This window comes from Bartonella krasnovii (assembly GCF_003606345.3).
GTDB classification, from domain to species: domain Bacteria; phylum Pseudomonadota; class Alphaproteobacteria; order Rhizobiales; family Rhizobiaceae; genus Bartonella; species Bartonella krasnovii.
On the sequence record NZ_CP031844.2, the window covers coordinates 862722 to 880775 of the forward strand.

The window sequence follows — 18054 nt, forward strand, 5'->3', positions numbered from 1 at the left end:
GGTTAGAATTCTATGCCGTCAACAGAGGGGCAAGAAGGGTGATTACTACATTCTTCTTGTTCATTTTCAAGAGGAGGAAAATCTTCAATACTGTAAGCATTATTCCTTGTTGTTGGTGATGTTATAGTTTTATTGATATGAATTAATAATTCTCCGGTAGGTTTTATTTCTACAACCTCTGCGCCTTGTTTTTTGGCTTCTCTTAAAGCGTGCGCAATGGCTGGTTGTGTTATGGTAGGTGGGCGCTGTGCCATGTCAGTTCCCCTTAAATTTAGGTGCAATTCACCCGTGTTGTGAATCATGATTTTTTTTGAAAATTGTGGTAAGAGGGTGGGGGTGCTGGGAGGAGAAAGCACCCCCATAACATCAAGCGGCTTTCGCTAAAATCTTTTGCATCTCTTGGTCTATTTCTGCTAAAAAGATTTCGACCGCTTGATTGATTTGTTCGATTTGTTCTTCATCACGATTGATGCGTTTGATCTTCATTCTCAAACCAGTGGATTTGCCTACAAAGTTTGGATTATAGCTCATGAAATCACACCATTTACGTCCCGTACAAGCCATTTGGAATTGCATTTGTGTGATATATTCGGGCTTGATATTACTATCTATAAAGAAGCGTAGATGATTTGATGATTGTGGGCATTTAATCTCAATTAAACCGTCCTCACCAATAAGCCCATCAGGACTAGCACCAGCCATTTGGATTGTAGGATGTTGAATGAAACCACACCTTGTGACCTCTGTATCATAAATGAATGCATATTCTCTCAAGGGATCTTCTTCATAGTCAATGCCCCATTGCATAGCGGGCGTTATATAAGATTGGCTTATTTCTTCTGTTAATCGCTCTGTCATAAGTTTTATTTTGTAGTCTTCATATTTGCTTGTAGGCATTCCCTTGGCTGTTTTACTGAGTACGTTATAAACGTTTGAAGCGGTGACTTTACCTAAACGGGCTTGAAACCATTCTGCTGTTCTTTGTTCCATTTCACACCGCCTTTTGTTGCTCTTGTTGTGCTTTATTCATTTGAGAGCGTTTCTTTTTTCTCAAAGCAAACAAAACGGTTTGGGCTTGTTTAAAGACATCTGTGTGAGATTTTTTACGCCTATAAAAGCAAGAATATCGTTTTCCTTTGTTTGTGTATGTTCTATTAATTCTTTGATTTCATTCATCTGTTCAGAAGAGATACCAGCAAGAATTGTGGCTCCATCTGTATCGTCTTCTTTTCTTGCTACATTAAGAAGCATGCCTAAGAGATATCTGCGTGCGTAGGTGATAGTGGAGCCAACCGCTTGTATGCTGTTTTTGCTCCCTGTAGCGTCAAAGGGAAATGTTCCTTGTGTTGATATTTCATGTCCCAATATATGCTTTAAAGTCATTTCTACGGTTATACCGTTTGAATCCTGTTCTTTGATCTGAGAAAACAAGGCAAAGTGATGTTTTGCAAGAGTTTTCTTGATTGCATCAATATATTTATCAAGCGTTGTATAGATACTTTTAGTATGTGTATTAAGGGCATTTTGTTCGATGTTTTTATATTCCATTTGCATAGTAGAAAGATCACGGACAAAGTTCTGGCGCTCTTGTCGTTCTATCTCCTTTTCTCGCAATTCGAGAAGGCTCTTGAGACGGTGTAGTTTGACACTAGGTTTTATACTAAGTGGGATTAGGTGGGATTAGATAGGAATACGTGATAATTTATTGTTTTTATGTATAAAATTTAGTATTAAATGTGTGTTTTGTCAAAATAGATTTTGACACCTAAAATTGCAAAAAAGTGACAAAAAGAGCGAAAATCGGAATTTGAGCGTAAAAATGAGAAAAGGCTTTGAAAGGTTTTTGAAAACCCTTTGAAGATTTTTAAAAAGTCTGTGAAAGCCCAGAAAATCGCCTTTGAAGACCCTTTGAAAAAAATCAATTCAAAAGTTCAATTGACTCCAAAATTAGCCAAAAATGATCAAAAAAGCAAAAAAGATATGCGCCATATGGCGCGTTTCTATTTTTTGTAAAAATAATTATTTAAAAACAATGTGTTATTTAAGTTTCTTGATGTAAAGAGAAACGCGCCTGTATTTTTCCTTTTAAAGGAGCATTAAGCCGTATCTTGTGTAGTTTTGGAATGTTCTTTTTCAGCTTCTATTTGGCGCTTTAAATGCAATTTTAGAAGAGGCAAGGTAAGCTCGACTTCTTCCATGTCGTTGATGTCTTGAACCAGCTCTTGCAGTTTTTTATAAAGTTCCGCCGCGAGTTCCGCTATATCTTCAGGGGGGAGTTTTATATTTTCATCGCGATAGGTTGTATAAGCGATGCGACCAAGTTTTTTCATGAGACCAGCAGGGATAGTTTGTGGTTTAAAGCCTGCTGCTTTTGCCTTTGCCATATCACTAAACATCTCGCCTTCTCCAGTGACGATCCAATGAGGATTAATGTTATAGGCTGTATAATAAGCATTAATTACTGAGGACGGTGGCTCATGTGCTCCAATTTCGTAATTAGCAAGAGTACCTCGTTGTAAATTAAGGCGTTGCGCAAAAATACCCCGTTCTTCGTTTCCGAATATTCGTCTTATTTCACGCAACCGCTTTGCAAGTTCTGTTTGTGGTTCTCTTTCAGGACGTGCCAAAAAAAATCACTCCAATATCAAATATTTTATTTACAAAGTAAAATATTTGATATACACCTATTATTACCGCCCGATATAGAGGGCAGATATTTTACAATTAACCCCACAAAAAACGGATGTGGGAGCATCCGTTTGAAGCAGGAGCGAAAGTTATGACAACCACACAAACATGCATCCAAGTATGGGATCGCCATAGTATTTTAGCTGAGCTACGCCGCCGTAATATGACCTTGGCGGAGCTCGCGAAAGCTTATCAACTCTCCTCATCCAGTGTTCAACATATCTGGACACGGTCTAACGAGAAAGCCGAACGCGCCATTGCCGATTTTATCGGTTTGCCCGTCGAGCAGGTTTTTAGCGACCGCTACCCCAAAAGTCGCCGTCGCATTTTTAAAGCAGCAAAACATGCCAATACAGATTCTGTTGTTTCTTCCCTATCACGCGGTAATGCTGCTTGAGCTTTAGGCTCTGCGTGTTAGCGCATTTGCCATGTATTTAGATACCATAAGATAAAAAGGTTTATCAATGTCTAAAGATCAATACAAAATAGACAAGAAAAATTGCATACTGTTGCCTCATCAAGCGGCCGATTGGATGGGTTGTTTTTTAGGTTTTTGTGGTCAAGTTTTCTTTATCGGGGGTGGTGGTTATGGTTGCGGCTTATAATTTATGGACCCCAGATGTCAGACGCGATATCGTTAATCCTTATTCGGAAGTTGAACGATTACAAATTATGCTTTCCTGTTCTTTTAAGGCAGTGAGTGGTGGATTTCGGCATTTGCCAATCCGATATATTATTGACCCTCCACATGGCTTATTTGATGCGGCGTTAGCACGACAGATTGCTATTCATATTTTGCATTATCAGTTTGAGGTTCCACGGCGGCGTATTGTCGCTATACAAGAACGGCAGCGGACTTCTATTTCTCTGTCACTTCAAGTGATTAATCGGCGATTAATGGAACCAGTCTTTGCTAGAGCTTATCGAAGATGGGCGGGGCGTGCGATGGATTTGTTTTTACGAGAAATGGACAAGGCGGTTGGATAATGGCACGGTTTCAAGAGATTGCTTTAGATTTGATTGTTGTACCGGAGCGTATACGCCCTGTAGATGATGAGCATGCCAAGGCGCTTGCGCAATCGATGGCACGAGAAGGGTTGATGAACCCGATTACAGTGCGCCATACACCCAATGCGAAAGAGGGGCATTACACGCTGATTGCTGGCGCGCACCGGTTACGGGCTGCGGAGCTTTTGGGGTATAGCGCCATTGATGCCGTTGTGGTGCAAGCCGATAAAGAAAATGCTGCGCTTTTAGAGGTTGCGGAAAACCTCTTTCGCAATGAATTGTCAGTGATTGACCGCGCTTTGTTTGTGCAGACGTATCGCGAATTGTGGGAAAAGAAGTATGGGGAGATTCAACGTGGTGGTGACCATGGTAATCAATATACAAAGGACAAAGTGGCAAAGGGTCAAGTTGACCCTTTGCCAAATGATGGTGACTTAAATGGCAAAGTGCAAAGTTTGCACTTTGCCAAACATGTAGCAGATCGTATTGGTTTATCGAAACGTGCAGTGCATTATTTAACGAAAATTTCCCAGCATTTACAGCCGGAGTTGCGGTCTGTTTTGCGGGGGACGGCATTGGCGGATAATCAAGCGCAGTTGTTAAAGTTGGCGAAGATGGAGCCGGTTGCGCAACGGCGGGTAGCGATTGCTTTGCAACAGGTTGAAGGGGATTTACGGCGGGCTGTTGATTTGGTCAATGGGATTAATATACCCCCGAAAGTTAATGAGCAGGAACGGGTTTTTGCTCAATTGTTGGGGGTGTGGCAGAGAGCGGATGCACAGACACGGGCGCGGTTTTATGATTATTTAAATAAGCAATCGGGGGAGGAGCAGGCATGAAGACGCGTGGTTCTCATCAACTTGATTTTTTTCAACGTCCGGTTTTCCCCTGTCGTGAACCTGTTGCGCAGATTGATTTAGAGCGGTTTCGTTCTCGCATTAAGCGGGCGATGGCGCGGGCTTTTAGAGAATGCCGCTATGAGCGCAGTGAGGTTGCAGAGCGTATGGCGCATTATTTAGGCATTGGTTGTTTGAGTAAGGCAAGCTTGGATGCATATGTTGCGGAAAGTAAGCAGGTGGATATTTCCTTGCCGCGGTTTAAAGCTTTTGTGCGGGCGACGGGCGCTTTTTGGCTTTGGGATGAGGTGGTGAGTGAGGATGGTTTGCTGTTGTTGCAAGGGGATGAAGCGCGTTTGGCAGAAATTGCAAGATTGCAGCAGGAACAGCGTGAGATTGCGGCGCGGTTGAAAGCCATGCGTGCGGTTCCGGTTCGCATTAAAAGGGGGCAGCCATGAAGGAATGGTTTAGTATTGCTGAGTTGGCTGAAGCGGCTTTGCCAGGATTGCCGCAAAGTAAGGGCGGATTGCGTAAAATTTTGGCGACCACATGGCGTCATCAAAGTGAATTGATACGTAAAGTTAAAGGCGTTTCTCGTCCTGTTGTGGAGATTCATGTTTCCTTATTGCCGGAGGGGGCGCGGGCGGCGTTGTTGTTGCGGGCGGGTGGTGTTGATGTTTTGCGCAAGGCAGAGGAAAAGAGACAAAAAGAAGCGCTTTGGGTGCGTTATGAGGGGCTTTCAAAGGCGCATAAAAGCCGTTGTGAAGAGCGTTTGAAGGCGCTTTGTTTTTGGGAAGATTTACTCCATGCCGGTATGGGGGTGCATGATGGAGCAAGTTTGTGCGCGGTGCAGTTTGGGGTGAGCCGGATGTCGCTTTTTAATTGGCGGCAGATGGTTGAAGGGTATGAGAGGTGTGATTGGTTGGCAGCGCTGGCGCCTTGTTATGGTGAGGAGACTGTTTCGCCGTTTGCACCCTGTCATGAAGAGGCTTTTGAGGTTTTATGTTCGGATTATTTACGCCCTTCTCGCCCTGCATTTTCGGCATGTTATCGGCGGATGGTTTTGGTTGCGCGGGAGAAAGGTTGGGCGCCGATCCCTTCAGAGCGGGCGTTACGCCGTCGTTTTAAGGCGCAAGTTTCCAAAGCGGTTGTAGCGTTAGCGCGTGAGGGAGAGGAGACGGTAAAAAAGCTTTATCCCGCCCAACGGCGTGATCGGCGTGCCCTGCATGCAATGGAAGCGGTGAATATGGACGGGCATAAGTTGGATGTTTTTGTGCGTGTTCCTTGGACAGAAAAGCCTGTGCGGCTTTATTTGATTGCCATTCAAGATCTTTATTCAGGCAAGATTTTATCGTGGCGCCTATCGGATGCGGAGACTTGGGAAATCGTACGTTTGGTGATTGGGGATATGGTGGAGACTTATGGGATACCAGAGCGTATGACCTTGGATAATGGGCGTGCTTTTACCAGCAAATGGATTTCTGGGGGTGTCTCCAACCGCTTTCGTTTTAAGATTAAGGCGGATGAACCGCAGGGTCTTTTGACCAGTTTGGGTATTCAATTGCAATGGACGACCCCTTATAGCGGGCAGTCAAAGCCGATTGAGAGGGCATGGCGTGATTTGGCAGAAGCGATTTCCAAACACCCGTTATGTGCGGGGGCTTATACGGGCAATAAACCGGATGCAAAACCGGAAGATTATGGTAAGCGGGCGATGGGGTTGGCAGAATTTAAAGCCCATGTTGGGGCGCAGATTGTAGCGCATAATGCGCAAGCGGGGCGCAAAGCGCTGACATGTGCGGGGCGCAGTTTTGATGAGACTTTTGCGGAAAGTTTAAAGGCAGAAGGGACGATTGTTCGTCAAGCAAGTGCAGCACAGAGGGCTTTATGGCTTTTGACTTCAGAGGCATTGCGTACGCAAAAGGGCACGGGTGAGATTCATTTTTATGGCAATCGCTATTGGGCGCGGGCGTTGAATAGCTATGCGGGAGAAAAGGTGATTGTGCGCTTTGACCCGGATAATTTACATCAAGATTTGCGGGTTTATGATTTGAATAATCAGTTGCTTTGTATGGCGCCTTGCCTTGCGGATGTGGGTTTTTACGACCAACAGGCGGCGCGTTTGAATGGGCGTTTGCGTAAAGAATATGTGAAAGCTGTTAAAGCAGAAAAGCAGTTGGCGGCAAAACTTGCGCCGGATCAATTGGCGGATGTTTATGCAAAAGTTGCAAGGAGGGGGGATGATGCAAAATCCAAGCGTTCTGTTTCCCCAAAGGTAAGCCGTTTGATGCCAAAGAATGCGGGGAATCTGGCTTTAAAAGCCCCTGATGCAGTTTTAGGGGATGATGAGGCTTTGGATTCGGGAGAGTTTAGTCAACATTTGCACCAAGCTTTAAGGCGCCTTAGCGCTTCAAGTGAGGTGCATGAAGTGATCAAGTTTCCTAGAAGATAGGAAAAGAGAGGGGGGGACTTACAAGAGTGCCTATAAGGAGGGCTGGTTTTGTATCGCGTACCAGCTTGAAGCGTTAACAAAGAAAGGGGGGAGGAGAAGTCTTAATTCATTTCAATATTTTAAATCAATACAATTAAGTTTTCAGGTGTCTTTGCCTTGATTTGAGCGCGGAGCCTTGAAGTTAGCAAGTTCCTCGATGTGTGAGAAAGAGAGGGGGATTTGTCAGGTTAGCCGTTTTAGTATTGCGTACGGCTTTAAATGTTCATTGAAGACAAAAGACAAGGGGCAAGATTTTAGCCCTTCCCCTTGTCGATGTCTAAATCAATACAAGAGGGGAATATATATGAAGTACGCGATAAATGCAACCGTTGATAAAAATCCTTGGGCGCGCCCTAAAAAACAGCCCGATGGGACAGCCCAAAACCGCAATAGTGATGATATTGCTTTATGGAACACGCTTGTGGATTCAGTGATCGCTCTGGCACAGACGAATGACTGGACTAAAGCAGAAGTGGCGCGGCGTATTGGCATGCCGGATGGCACCTTTTCGCAGTGGTATGCGGGCAGTTATGCGGGGCAATTAGGCAAGCAAAATGCCAAAGTTCAACAATGGGTTGAAACATTAAAAGAAACGGCAGGGCTTTTGGAGATGATCCCTGAAAAGCCTGCGTTTCAAAAGAACCGTATAGCTTGTGAAATCATTGACACGCTAACACTGGCGCAAAGTACGGGGGATATGGTGATGATTACCCTTGATGCGGGCAGTGGCAAAACGGAAACTTGCCGCTATTACCGCGCGACTCGCCCGCATGTTTATCTGGTCACAGCAAGCCCGCATACACGCAGTGTTCACGGTATTTTGAATGATATGGCAGCAGAATTGGACGTGGTGGAATATAATCCCACCCGCTTAACCCGTGCTATTGGCAAGAGATTAGAGCGTGTGGGGGGTGGAACATTGTTGATCGTTGATGAGGCGCAAAATTTAACGGATGAGGCGATTAATCAGTTACGTCATTTTGTTGATATCAATGGTACGGGGCTTGCTTTGGTTGGCAATGATGAGATTTCGGGGCGTCTCGTGCATCGTCAAAATGGACCTTCTTATGCACAAATTAAAAGCCGTTTGGCGATGCATTTGAAACGTCGCAAACCTTATAGCGAAGATATTGCGGCGCGCATTCATGATTGGGGGATTGAAGATGCTGGTGCGATAAAGTTTTTGACCGGTATTGGTTTGAAAGCTGGGGCTTTACGGCAGATTGATAAAACCATGATGTTGGCGCGCATGGCAGCCCTTGGGGATGAGAGTGAGGTGACGCTTAAACATGTCAAAGCCGCATGGAAAAACCGTAATGTGGAGGAATTGGCATGATGACCTTAAGCCCTAAGGAATTATCCGATACGCTTGTTGGTCTTTATGATGATTATCAAAGTGGTTTGGATATTAGCGAAGAGCTTAAATTGTGTGTGGATTTGGCTTTATCGCTTGAATTGGAATTGAGTGTTCACCGTTTGGGGGAAACGGGTGCGGTTTTGGAACAAGAAGTTTCAGAAGTTTTGAGTGAGTGTGAAGGTTCTCATGCGGATAAGAGCAATCGTGTGATTTATATGGATTTTGGAGGAGATAAATAATGGAACGGAACCCTTATATGGTGAGAGATTGCTTGATTGCTTTGCGCTCTGGCTTTTTGAAATATGAAACAGATGGGATTTTTTTGCATGCACAAGATGTTCGAGAATTGAATGCGTATTTACGGCGCTTAGCAGGCTATAACCACATTTTAGGTCATGAGCTTATGCGGTGTCGTTGGCAATTGAAAGCGGGATACGACCCTTTATCGGGTGTTGTTTTGCCGTTTCGTCGTTTTCAAAAAACACAAGAGGAGTTTTGCGATGAATAAACAGATTGAACTTGATGGCACGCGTTATATGAAGGATGCGAAAGGCGCTTTGGTGCCGGTGGATATGATCCGTCCTGCGGATTTGTTGGAAGATGAGACGGTGCGTAAGGTTATGGGGTATGCCAAAGAGCTCTCAGCACGGATTGCGCGTTTTAACAACCATACGATTGCGGATTTGAGTGATTTTGATAATTTGCTTGCGCAAGAATATGGTGTAGCGCGGCGTGGTAAAAAGGGCAATTGTACTTACACAAGTTTTGATGGTTTGCAGCGTATTAAGGTGCAGGTACAAGAAAGCTTTGATTTTGGTCCGCAATTGCAAATTGCCAAAAGCCTTCTTGATGAGTGTTTGAATGAATGGTCTGCGGATGCGCGCCCTGAAATCCGCGCCATTATTACGCGTGCTTTTAATACGGATAAGGAAGGCAAGGTGAATCGGGGTGAAATTTTTATGCTGTTGCGTTTGGATATTAGTGATCCACGCTGGAGGGAAGCAATGCGAGCAATCCGTGAAGCCATCCGTGTGACGACCTCTAAGGAATATGTGCGTTTTTATGAACGAGACACATTAGAAAGCCCTTGGCGTGCGGTGACCCTTGATATGGCGAAGACGTGAGGGAAACCATGTCTTTAGCGGCACTTCATATGGGAAGGCGTGCTTTAGCGCTTGATGATGAAACCTATCGGGCGATGCTTTATCGCCTGACAGGCAAGCACTCGGCAAAAGATTTGAGTGTTTTAGAAAGACGTTTGGTCGTCGATGAGATGCGCGCGTGGGGCTTTAAGCCGAAGAGACAAGTTTTAGAGGGTAAATATGCCAAAAAGCTTCAAGCTTTATGGATTGCAGGGTGGAATCTTGGCATTATTCGTGATCGTTCAGATAAGGCGTTGCTAGCCTTTGTGAAGAGACAGACAGGGATTGATCATATTCGTTTTTTGCGTGATAGCGATGATGCAGGCAGAGCTATTGAAGCATTGAAAAGCTGGTTGCAGCGTGAGGGTGGGGTTGACTGGAAAGGAAAAAAGATTCAAGATTCTTGGCAAAAGATGCCAGGATATTTGATTTTGTATGCCCAATGGAAGCGTTTGCATTCCAGTGCTTTGTTTGATGGGGAAGCGTTTCATCAAAGTGTTATGGCGTTAAGTGGCAAAGCTTTGAGCGAGATGGATGGGGGCGATTTTATAAAAGTGATGAATGCTTGGGGGCGGGTTATCCGTAAAGGTGTTAAAAGCGAGGGGTAAGCATGCATGCACGAGGAAGTCTATAGCGATTTTCCTGCCTTATTGCGTGAAATAGCCGATGTTGCGGGCAGTGAGGCGGCGTGGAATATGGTGCGTGCTTTTGGCGGACGAGAAGTTTATATTCCAGGGCGGCTTGAGAATGCGGATTGGTTGATTGAAATTGTTGGGTTTGAAGAGGCGCAGCAATTGATCAACCATTTTTGTTTTAATGGTTCGGGTGTGCGCCTTCTTATCCCCCTTGGTAGAGATGCTGAACGGCGGCAAAAAATGATGCAAGCGCTGCAAAAAGGCTGGTCGGTAGATGCAGCGGCTGCGGTTTCTGGTATGCATGTGCGCACAGCCTATCGCTTGAAGAAGAGAATTTCTTCAAAAGAGCCACAAGGTTTATTATTTCCAGAGTTTTATGAGTATTGAGAGTTTTGACTGACAGTGTCAGGCTTATATGGGGGGCGTGAGATTTCATAAACTGCAGATGAATTTTATTCATTGAGTGGTTTTTTTATGATTTCAATAGATGCTTCTTTTCTTCATCAACTTGCGCCTAAACTGGCGCATCATGCGCGCCAAGATTATATTATTGTTGAGATGGCTCGTTTCTTGCCTGAAGTTTTGTCTTATGGAGCACTCACCACACCTTTGCGTATTGCACATTTTTTAAGCCAATGTGCCCATGAGAGTGATGGCTTTTTTACCCTTTGTGAATATGCTTCAGGGCGTGCTTATGAAGGACGGCGTGATTTAGGCAATGTCAACCCTGGTGATGGGGTACGCTTTAAGGGGCGTGGTTTAATCCAATTAACGGGGCGGAATAATTATCACCGTTTTAGCAAGTTTTGGGGCTTAGTCGATGAACAAGCGGTTGATTGTGAAGCATTTCCGGAAGTGGTGGAACAATTTCCAGCAGCGCTTTGGTCAGCTGTTTGGTTTTGGCAGGGGAAAGGCTTGAACAAGCTTGCTGATCAAGATGATTTGCTTAGAATTACCAAAGCGATTAATGGCGGGAAAAATGGACTTGTTCAGCGTTTAACGTATCTTAATCGGGCTAAAAAGCTTTTAGGGCTTTCATGCGAGGTGAAGTCATGAAGCCATCTTATCGGGGGTCTCGGCGTTATTTATGGTGGTCTTTTTGGTTTGCTTGGGGGGTTATTTTTTTGCTCATTTTGGGAGGTTTGTTTGGAGCACCCCGTATTGTTGATATGGCGGCGATTTCTATTCCTTCTATGGTGGCAATTATTGTTGGGAATTTGGGGGTGCATCGCGGTTTTGGTTCTTTGGATTTTTCCAATAGCAAGCGTTTTAATAAGCGGCATACCAGTTCCTATGATGACGGAGAGATAGCGCGGTGGGGGAATAAACGCAATGTCTAGCCTACTTTCAAAACTGTCTTTTGGGGTGCTTTTTTTTGCACTTTTCCTTTTCACGTTGTTTGGTTGGATGAAGGGGCAAATTTTAAAAGCAGAAAAAGCGCGTGATGTGTATTGGCGCTTAGAAATTGCCAAGGTTTCCCTACAAGCAGAGCTTGAGCAGCAACAGCAAAGAGAAGCCGCACAAAGGGCAGAGCTGCAAGCACAAGTGGTGATTTCTGCTTTAAGACAACAGCTTGCAAAAATGGAGGAGGTCAATGCAGTATTGCCAACTACTGGCGGTGGCATTGGGCTTGAGCGTGTGCGCTTGCTCAACACCCAAGCCAAGGGATAGTTTTGCTTATCAGTTTTTATCGGTTGAATTGCCGCCTGTTGTTCGCATGGTGTGTAGCCGCCCAGCTTTATTGCCCGAACGCGCTTTGAATGCACGCGAAGTGGTGCATTATTGGAGCCGTGATCGCGCGAACTTATTGATCTGCGAACAGCACAGACGAGCGGCTGTCAAAGCCATTTTAATGAAGTCAAGGAGGGGGTCGTGAATTTGGATATTAGTGTGGCCAATGGCTGGCTTTCGTTGTTGTTATCCATTGTTGCCATTTCTGGGGTTTTAAAAGCTTATTTTTCTTCTGGTACGAAGGAAATGCTCAAAGACATGATGGTGCTTAAAGAGCGTGTGCAAAAGTTAGAGACGGAGATGGATTTTTTGCCTGATCGTGATGCCATGCAAAGGCTGGAAGTGAATATAGAACGCTTAAATGGGCGTCTTAATACGTTTTCTGCACAGTTGCAACCGGTGGCAGCGATTGGTGAGCGCTTGCAAGAGTTTTTATTGGAGAATGCCAAGAAATGAAAGCAGATATGGATAAAATCATCCGCGAAGAAGCGCGGTTGATTATTTTAAAAGGGCTTGCTTGTGAGCGCAGCGAAACGTTATCGAGTGCGATGATTGAGCGGCTTTTATACAGTTATGGTATCCGGCGTGATCGCGATTTTGTGCACAATGAACTGGCTTTTATGGAAGAGCAAGGCGCTGTTACATTAAAATGTGTGGGGTCTGTTTTGCTTGCGGCTTTGACAGAACGGGGGGCACGTCATTTAGATCGTAGCTTTTCCATTGAGGGGATTAAGCGTCCCAAACGTTCATCAATAAAAGACGAGGTGAGGGATGCGCAAGGTCGGGCGTGGGCGCTTAACGGCGATTGATTTATTGCCACAAGCTTGTGATCAAATTATTGCAGAGGCGGCTGAAGCTTTAAATGGGCGTGAAAAGACGCAAAAAGCCATTTATGAGGAATTTAAAGCGGCTTTGAAGGCTTTAAAAAAAGAAACAGGTCTCAATTTTTCCATTCCCTCCTTTTCGAGTTTTAATCGTTATTCTTTGCGGCTCGCGGTGATGTCACGGCGCTTAGAACAAACGCGTGAAATAGCTGCAAGCCTTTCACAACGTTTTGATGCCAAAGCTTCTGATAATATTACTTTGTTAACAGCTGCAGCGATTAAAGAGCTTATTTTTTCCACGTTAAGCAGTGGGAAAAGCCTTTCGCCAAAGGCTGCTCAAGAGTTGGCGAATGCGCTTAAAGGGGTGTTGGCTGCTGAGCATTTATCGACCACCAGACGGCAAAGATTAGAGAAGGATTTTACAAGTAAGGCAAGCAAAGCGGTTGAGGTAGCAGCGGCAGCAGCGGGGCTCTCAGAAGAGACGGCGCGGGCTATTCGCGCGCAGGTGTTGGGGATAAAACATGGCTGAAGGGCGTGAGGCTTTTGAACAGACCCCTTTAAACAATGATGCAAATGGTGATCGGTTGGGTTTTGATCTTTGGCAGACAAGTGCTTTTTCAAAAGAGAAAGATCCTTTAGCTGAAGGGGTTTTGATGGCGCATCAACGGGCATGGATTGAGGATAAATCTCCCTTAAAGTTGGTTGAAAAAGGGCGCCGGACCGGCATTACTTTTGCAGAAGCTTTAGATGATACGCTGATTGCGGCGGCAACGCTTGAGGCAGGGGGTGATAATGTTTTTTACATTGGTGATACCAAAGAAAAGGGACGTGAATTTATTAGCTATGTGAGCAATTTTGCGAGAGTACTTACCAGCCATAGTGGGAATGTGGAAGAATTTTTATTTCCAGATCAAAAAGAGGATGGGTCGACAAAATATATCTCTGCTTATCGGGTACGATTTGCTTCGGGGTTTCGCATTGAAGCGCTTTCAAGCCGTCCTGAAAATATTCGTGGACTACAGGGCATTGTTGTGATTGATGAGGCGGCGTTTCATCAAGATGTGCGCGCTGTTTTGGATGCGGTGAATGCTCTGTTGATTTGGGGAGGCAAGATTCGTGTGATCTCAACACACAATGGGGTTCTTAATCCTTTCAATGAACTGATCCGTGAGGCGCGTGCAGGCAAAATTCCTTTTTCTCTGCATCGTTACCCTTTTAGTGTAGCGGTTAAAAATGGTTTGTTTAAACGGGTTTGCGCCATGAAGGGGGAGGGGTGGAGTAGAGGAGCAGAACAACAATGGGAGAAACAAATCCGCGCCTCTTATGGGGTGCGTTTGAGTGCCATGCGGCAAGAGTTGGATGCCATACCGGCTGATCAAGAAGGGGCAGCTTTAACACGTTTGCAGATTGAAAATTGTTGTACGCGAGATATTGCGGTGCTGCGTTTTGCTTGTGCGGATGGTTTTAAAAACCAATCGGATGATCAACGAAGCCAAGCGGCGTTTGCTTGGTGTGAGAAGCATGTAAAGCCTCTGCATGTTCGGCTTGATCGGCGTCGTCAACATGTTTTTGGGGTTGATTTTGCGCGCAGCAGTGATGCCACCTCGATTGTGGTGATGGAAGTGGGACAAGATTTGGTGCGCCGTGTCCGGTTTATGGTGGAATTGCGCAATATGCCGTTTGATCAACAACAATATGCCGTTTGATCAACAAAGAGAGATTTTATTTTATGGGGTTAGTGGACTGCCACGTTTGTTAGGGGGCGCGTTAGATGCGCGGGGCAATGGGGCTTATTTAGCCGAAAAAGCAGCGCAGCGTTATGGGGCGTGTGTGCAAGAGATTCAATTGTCACAAAGTTGGTATAGCAAAGAAATGCCGGCTTATTTAGAAGCCTTTGGGGATGGGTCCATTGTTTTGCCGCGCGATAGTGACATTGTGGCAGATCATCAGGCGCTTGCTTATGTCAATGGCATTGTGAAAATTCCAGACAATCATCGTTTTAAAGGCAGTGATGGTTTTATGCGCCATGGGGATAGTGCTATTGCTTGCGCTTTGGCTTATTTTGCCAGCCGCCAGACGCCGGAAATTTACGAATATACGCCTGTGAGAGAGGTTTATGGTTTTGATGAAAGCCCACTCTTTTCAACGCCTTTTTTTTCAACGACGAGATCAAAGATATATTGATGGGATAATGAGATGGTAAAACTGGTTGATCAATGGGGTAGGGCGCTTCATATCAAAGGATTGGAGCGGGAGGTGGCAAGCCCAAGCATTGGTGGTGTTCGTGATGTGTGGTCACAAACCATTGTCAGTGGTCTCACCCCTCTTCAACTTGCTGATATTTTGCAACAGGCAGCAAGGGGGGCGCCTGAACAATTTTTCCAACTTGCTGATGATATGGAAGAGCGTGATTTGCATTATCGTGCGGTGCTGGGCATGCGTAAAAATGCCCTCACAGGGGTGGAGCCTGGGGTGATTGCGGCAAGCAACAGTGCACAGGATAAAAGAATAGCCGATGCGGTGCGTGAAGTGATTAGTGCACCTACCTTTGTTGATGATTATGTGACGGATTTGTTAGATGCTTTGGGAAAAGGCTATGCGGTTGTTGAAACCTTGTGGGACAAGAGTGCTAAGGAATGGTGGCCGGTTGCTTGGAAATGGCGTGACCAGCGGTTTTTTCAATTGGATCGGCGAGATGGCTTTCATTTGCGTTTAAAAGAAGAGGGGTCTTTGTACGGAACAGAGTTGCCTGCTTATAAATTTTCCATTCACAGACCCAAGTTGAAAAGTGGCTTACCAATCCGCTCTGGGCTTGCCAGACTTGCGGCTTGGGCATTTTTGTTTAAGTCTTATACCTTAAAAGATTGGATGGCTTTCTTAGAAGTTTACGGCATGCCTTTGCGTGTGGGCAAATATGGTGCAAGCTCTTCTCAAGCAGAGCGGCGGGTTCTTATTCAAGCGGTGCGTGATTTATCCAGTGATGCGGCGGCAATTATTCCCAAAGAGATGGAGATTGAGTTTATTGAGGCAGCTGGGGGCAGTGGCAATGCGGTTTTTGCCGCAAAGGCGGAATATTTAGATCGACAGATCTCTAAAGGGGTATTGGGGCAAACGATGACGACGGATGATGGGTCGTCTTTTTCGCAAGCGCGCATTCATGAAAATGTGCGCCATGATATTGCCAGAGCTGATGCACGGCAATTGGCTTTGACAGCTAATCGTGATTTGATTGTGCCTTTTGTTGAGATTAATTTTGGGCGCCAAGAGCGCTACCCCCTTGTTTATTGGCCGATTTCGGAAAATGAAGATATTAAAGCCATTAGCGATGCTTTAGAAAAACTTGTGCCTCTAGGATTGCGTGTTGGGGCGCAAGAAGTGCGTAATAAGATTGGCTTTTCGCAACCAACAAAAGAAGAGGATGTTTTAAGGGCTCCGGATAATGCGCCTGATGATGCGGGGCAACAAAAAGCTCATGTTTGTGCTGATTGTGGGGGTGCTTTTGATGTTTCTGTGACAAGAGAGGGTAAGAGTGGAAAAGAGCAGGGTGGAAAACATCACGACGAATTGGACCGACTTTCTGAAGAGGCTTTAAGTGACTGGGAAGAGGATTTAGAGCCCCTTTTAGAGCCTTTTAAAAAGCTTGTGAGAGAGGCTAAAAGTTATGAGGATATCCTTAAAGGCTTGGATGAATTATTAGGCGAGATGGATCATCATGCCTTGGCAGCACGCTTGGCAAAGGTGCAAATGATTGCGCGGGGACTGGGGTATCATGGATGAGGAACTTTTTAAAACAGCACCCAAAGAGGTCACCCGTTATTTTGCAGCCAAAAATATTGTTCCAAGCTTTGATTGGCGGGATATAGCACCAGAAGAGCATGCCTTTTCCTTTACGGTGGCAAAATCGGTAGGTTATGACATTTTGGATGATTTTAAAACAGCGGTTGGAGATGCCATAAAGCATCAAGTTCCTTTTCAAGAATTTCAAAAAAATTTGATGCCGATTTTACAGGAAAAGGGCTGGTGGGGAAAAAAGACCAGCATTGATCCGAAAACGGGTGAAAAGAGTGTGGTACAGTTGGGCAGCCCGCGGCGTTTAGAAACGGTCTATTGGGCTAATACCATGAGTGCCCATGCAGCAGGTGAATGGGAACGCACGCAAGAGAATAAAGAGTTTTTACCTTATCTCACCTATGCGTTGTCGAGTTCAGAACATAAGCGTTTAGAACATGAAAGTTGGGTGGGGTTTACCGCACCGGTTGATGATCCCATTTGGGATTGGCTTTATCCCCCCAATGGCTGGCGATGTAAATGCAGTGTGCGGCAGGTAAGCCGTTATGAGGCAGATAATTTAGGCTATGAAGAGGGTGCAGCGCCACCCCATGTGGAGGAGCGGGCTTGGCGCAATAAGCGGACGGGGCGTGTTGAAAAAATACCCGTAGGCATTGATCCTGGATGGCATTCTAACCCCGGGAAACATCGCGCGCAAAATTTAAGCAATTTTTTAAGTGATAAAGTTTCCCTAATGGGGGATAATCGCAAACGCATTGCTATTGAAGATATTGTGGGCTCACCACTTTTGGAAGCGATGTTTGAAGGACATATGCCGCGTGGATTTATTCCCATAGCCCCGATGATAGAAAAGGTGCGTGATGTTTTTGGTGGGGACAATTCTCTTATTCGTTTATCTTCAGACAGTGTGAAACATATTTTGTTAGAGCATCAAGCACGTGCTCTTCACTTGGAGGATTTTCGGGGTGCCATTCAAACCTTCATAAAACCTTACGGTATCATCAGGCGAAAAGGTGTACCGAGCGTTTTGTTTTTTGGGGAAAGTGGTGGGGCATGGTGGCGCTTAGCGGTTAAATTTGTGGCAAGCAAACAAGAATGGTGGCTGACTTCTATGCATAAAAAGAGCTTTCGCGAAATTCAACGTTTGTTAGAGGCAGCTGAAAAGAAGGATGAACGGTTGTTGTAAAGAGAATACCGCAAAGCTCTGTTGGTGTTTGTGAAAAGAAGCGGTGTGAGGGGAAACATGAGAAGGCGTGGAGGGCGGTCAACTCCTCGCAGATCCGGCAAAGCCGTCCTGGTATAACTGGCTCACGCCTCGCGGGTAATCTAACAGTTTAAACGTTCAAAAGCAATCTTTAAAAAAATGGCTTGAGAGAGGCTTTTTCATATAAGATGATAAAGAGAATACCGTAAAGCTCTGTTAGCTTTGCAAAGAAGGAACCGGTGTGTGGGGAAACATGAGAAGGCGTGGAGGGCGGTCAACTCCTCGCAGATCCGGCAAAGCCGTCCTGGCAAAACTGGCTCACGCCTCGTGAGTACGCTAACAGTTTAAA

Annotated in this window: 24 protein-coding genes and 2 pseudogenes; 22 read left to right on the forward strand and 4 right to left on the reverse strand. The window is 45.3% G+C overall.

The genetic code is table 11. The features are described from left to right. Positions 1-2 precede the first annotated feature (2 nt). The 4 genes and pseudogenes from D1092_RS03510 to D1092_RS03525 all read right to left on the reverse strand — a co-directional run bounded on the left by D1092_RS03510 (position 3) and on the right by D1092_RS03525 (position 2627). Positions 3-254: a hypothetical protein gene (locus D1092_RS03510; RefSeq protein ID WP_120122207.1), complete on the reverse strand. Its 252-nt coding sequence runs from the start codon at positions 252-254 to the stop codon at positions 3-5. Between the two features lie 112 nt (positions 255-366). After that, a complete protein-coding gene (locus D1092_RS03515) occupies positions 367-990 on the reverse strand; it encodes a lambda exonuclease family protein (RefSeq protein ID WP_120122208.1) in 624 nt (207 codons plus the stop codon). 1 nt (position 991) lies between these two features. Continuing rightward, positions 992-1647 (reverse strand): annotated as a pseudogene (locus D1092_RS03520) (ERF family protein); the annotation flags it as partial. 449 nt (positions 1648-2096) lie between these two features. Continuing rightward, positions 2097-2627, reverse strand: a complete 531-nt coding sequence (locus D1092_RS03525) for a helix-turn-helix transcriptional regulator (protein ID WP_120122209.1) — start codon at positions 2625-2627, stop codon at positions 2097-2099. 152 nt (positions 2628-2779) lie between these two features. Here D1092_RS03525 and D1092_RS03530 point away from each other — a divergent pair, with 152 nt between their 5' ends. From D1092_RS03530 to D1092_RS03630, 22 genes and pseudogenes are all read left to right on the forward strand, one after another. Then, a complete protein-coding gene (locus D1092_RS03530) occupies positions 2780-3085 on the forward strand; it encodes a helix-turn-helix domain-containing protein (RefSeq protein WP_120122778.1) in 306 nt (101 codons plus the stop codon). Positions 3086-3152: 67 nt separating this feature from the next. Continuing rightward, a complete protein-coding gene (locus tag D1092_RS09460) occupies positions 3153-3293 on the forward strand; it encodes a hypothetical protein (RefSeq protein WP_167309296.1) in 141 nt (46 codons plus the stop codon). Next, positions 3277-3675: a hypothetical protein gene (locus D1092_RS03535; RefSeq protein ID WP_120122210.1), complete on the forward strand. Its 399-nt coding sequence runs from the start codon at positions 3277-3279 to the stop codon at positions 3673-3675. The genes D1092_RS09460 and D1092_RS03535 overlap by 17 nt, the downstream gene beginning before the upstream one ends. After that, positions 3675-4535, forward strand: coding sequence for a ParB/RepB/Spo0J family partition protein (locus D1092_RS03540; RefSeq protein ID WP_120122211.1), 861 nt, complete (start codon positions 3675-3677; stop codon positions 4533-4535). Before D1092_RS03535 ends, D1092_RS03540 begins: the two co-directional genes overlap by 1 nt. After that, positions 4532-4990 (forward strand): hypothetical protein, encoded by a 459-nt coding sequence (locus D1092_RS03545; protein WP_120122212.1) that lies wholly within the window; start codon positions 4532-4534, stop codon positions 4988-4990. The genes D1092_RS03540 and D1092_RS03545 overlap by 4 nt, the downstream gene beginning before the upstream one ends. Continuing rightward, positions 4987-6984 (forward strand): transposase domain-containing protein, encoded by a 1998-nt coding sequence (locus tag D1092_RS03550; protein WP_120122213.1) that lies wholly within the window; start codon positions 4987-4989, stop codon positions 6982-6984. The genes D1092_RS03545 and D1092_RS03550 overlap by 4 nt, the downstream gene beginning before the upstream one ends. A 343-nt stretch (positions 6985-7327) precedes the next feature. Then, complete coding sequence (locus tag D1092_RS03555) at positions 7328-8359, forward strand: AAA family ATPase (RefSeq protein WP_120122214.1); 1032 nt, start codon at positions 7328-7330, stop codon at positions 8357-8359. Further along, entirely contained in the window at positions 8356-8619 is a 264-nt protein-coding gene (locus tag D1092_RS03560; RefSeq protein ID WP_120122215.1) for a hypothetical protein, read from the forward strand. Before D1092_RS03555 ends, D1092_RS03560 begins: the two co-directional genes overlap by 4 nt. Further along, a complete protein-coding gene (locus D1092_RS03565) occupies positions 8619-8888 on the forward strand; it encodes a hypothetical protein (RefSeq protein ID WP_120122216.1) in 270 nt (89 codons plus the stop codon). The genes D1092_RS03560 and D1092_RS03565 overlap by 1 nt, the downstream gene beginning before the upstream one ends. Continuing rightward, the gene (locus tag D1092_RS03570) at positions 8881-9504 is read left to right on the forward strand and encodes a DUF3164 family protein (protein WP_120122217.1); all 624 of its coding nucleotides are present in this window, start codon (positions 8881-8883) and stop codon (positions 9502-9504) included. The genes D1092_RS03565 and D1092_RS03570 overlap by 8 nt, the downstream gene beginning before the upstream one ends. An 8-nt stretch (positions 9505-9512) precedes the next feature. Beyond that, complete coding sequence (locus D1092_RS03575; protein WP_120122218.1) at positions 9513-10130, forward strand: regulatory protein GemA; 618 nt, start codon at positions 9513-9515, stop codon at positions 10128-10130. A 6-nt stretch (positions 10131-10136) separates the two neighbouring features. Then, a complete protein-coding gene (locus tag D1092_RS03580; protein WP_120122219.1) occupies positions 10137-10544 on the forward strand; it encodes a helix-turn-helix domain-containing protein in 408 nt (135 codons plus the stop codon). A gap of 87 nt (positions 10545-10631) precedes the next feature. Beyond that, on the forward strand, positions 10632-11213 hold the full coding sequence (locus D1092_RS03585) for a glycoside hydrolase family 19 protein (RefSeq protein ID WP_120122220.1): 582 nt from the start codon (positions 10632-10634) through the stop codon (positions 11211-11213). Next, positions 11210-11497 (forward strand): hypothetical protein, encoded by a 288-nt coding sequence (locus tag D1092_RS03590; protein WP_120122221.1) that lies wholly within the window; start codon positions 11210-11212, stop codon positions 11495-11497. Before D1092_RS03585 ends, D1092_RS03590 begins: the two co-directional genes overlap by 4 nt. Beyond that, positions 11490-11828, forward strand: a complete 339-nt coding sequence (locus D1092_RS03595) for a hypothetical protein (RefSeq protein ID WP_120122222.1) — start codon at positions 11490-11492, stop codon at positions 11826-11828. The genes D1092_RS03590 and D1092_RS03595 overlap by 8 nt, the downstream gene beginning before the upstream one ends. Further along, positions 11794-12033 (forward strand): hypothetical protein, encoded by a 240-nt coding sequence (locus tag D1092_RS03600; protein WP_167309297.1) that lies wholly within the window; start codon positions 11794-11796, stop codon positions 12031-12033. Before D1092_RS03595 ends, D1092_RS03600 begins: the two co-directional genes overlap by 35 nt. Continuing rightward, positions 12030-12344, forward strand: a complete 315-nt coding sequence (locus D1092_RS03605; RefSeq protein ID WP_120122224.1) for a DUF2730 family protein — start codon at positions 12030-12032, stop codon at positions 12342-12344. The genes D1092_RS03600 and D1092_RS03605 overlap by 4 nt, the downstream gene beginning before the upstream one ends. Next, a complete protein-coding gene (locus D1092_RS03610; protein WP_019221544.1) occupies positions 12341-12697 on the forward strand; it encodes a VpaChn25_0724 family phage protein in 357 nt (118 codons plus the stop codon). Before D1092_RS03605 ends, D1092_RS03610 begins: the two co-directional genes overlap by 4 nt. Continuing rightward, the gene (locus D1092_RS03615; protein ID WP_120122225.1) at positions 12660-13241 is read left to right on the forward strand and encodes a phage protein Gp27 family protein; all 582 of its coding nucleotides are present in this window, start codon (positions 12660-12662) and stop codon (positions 13239-13241) included. The genes D1092_RS03610 and D1092_RS03615 overlap by 38 nt, the downstream gene beginning before the upstream one ends. Continuing rightward, positions 13234-14896, forward strand: a pseudogene (locus tag D1092_RS03620) (hypothetical protein). The gene D1092_RS03615 and the pseudogene D1092_RS03620 overlap by 8 nt, the downstream one beginning before the upstream one ends. Positions 14897-14908: 12 nt before the next feature. Continuing rightward, entirely contained in the window at positions 14909-16489 is a 1581-nt protein-coding gene (locus D1092_RS03625) for a DUF935 domain-containing protein (RefSeq protein WP_120122226.1), read from the forward strand. Then, on the forward strand, positions 16482-17687 hold the full coding sequence (locus D1092_RS03630) for a phage head morphogenesis protein (protein ID WP_120122227.1): 1206 nt from the start codon (positions 16482-16484) through the stop codon (positions 17685-17687). Before D1092_RS03625 ends, D1092_RS03630 begins: the two co-directional genes overlap by 8 nt. Positions 17688-18054 lie beyond the last annotated feature (367 nt).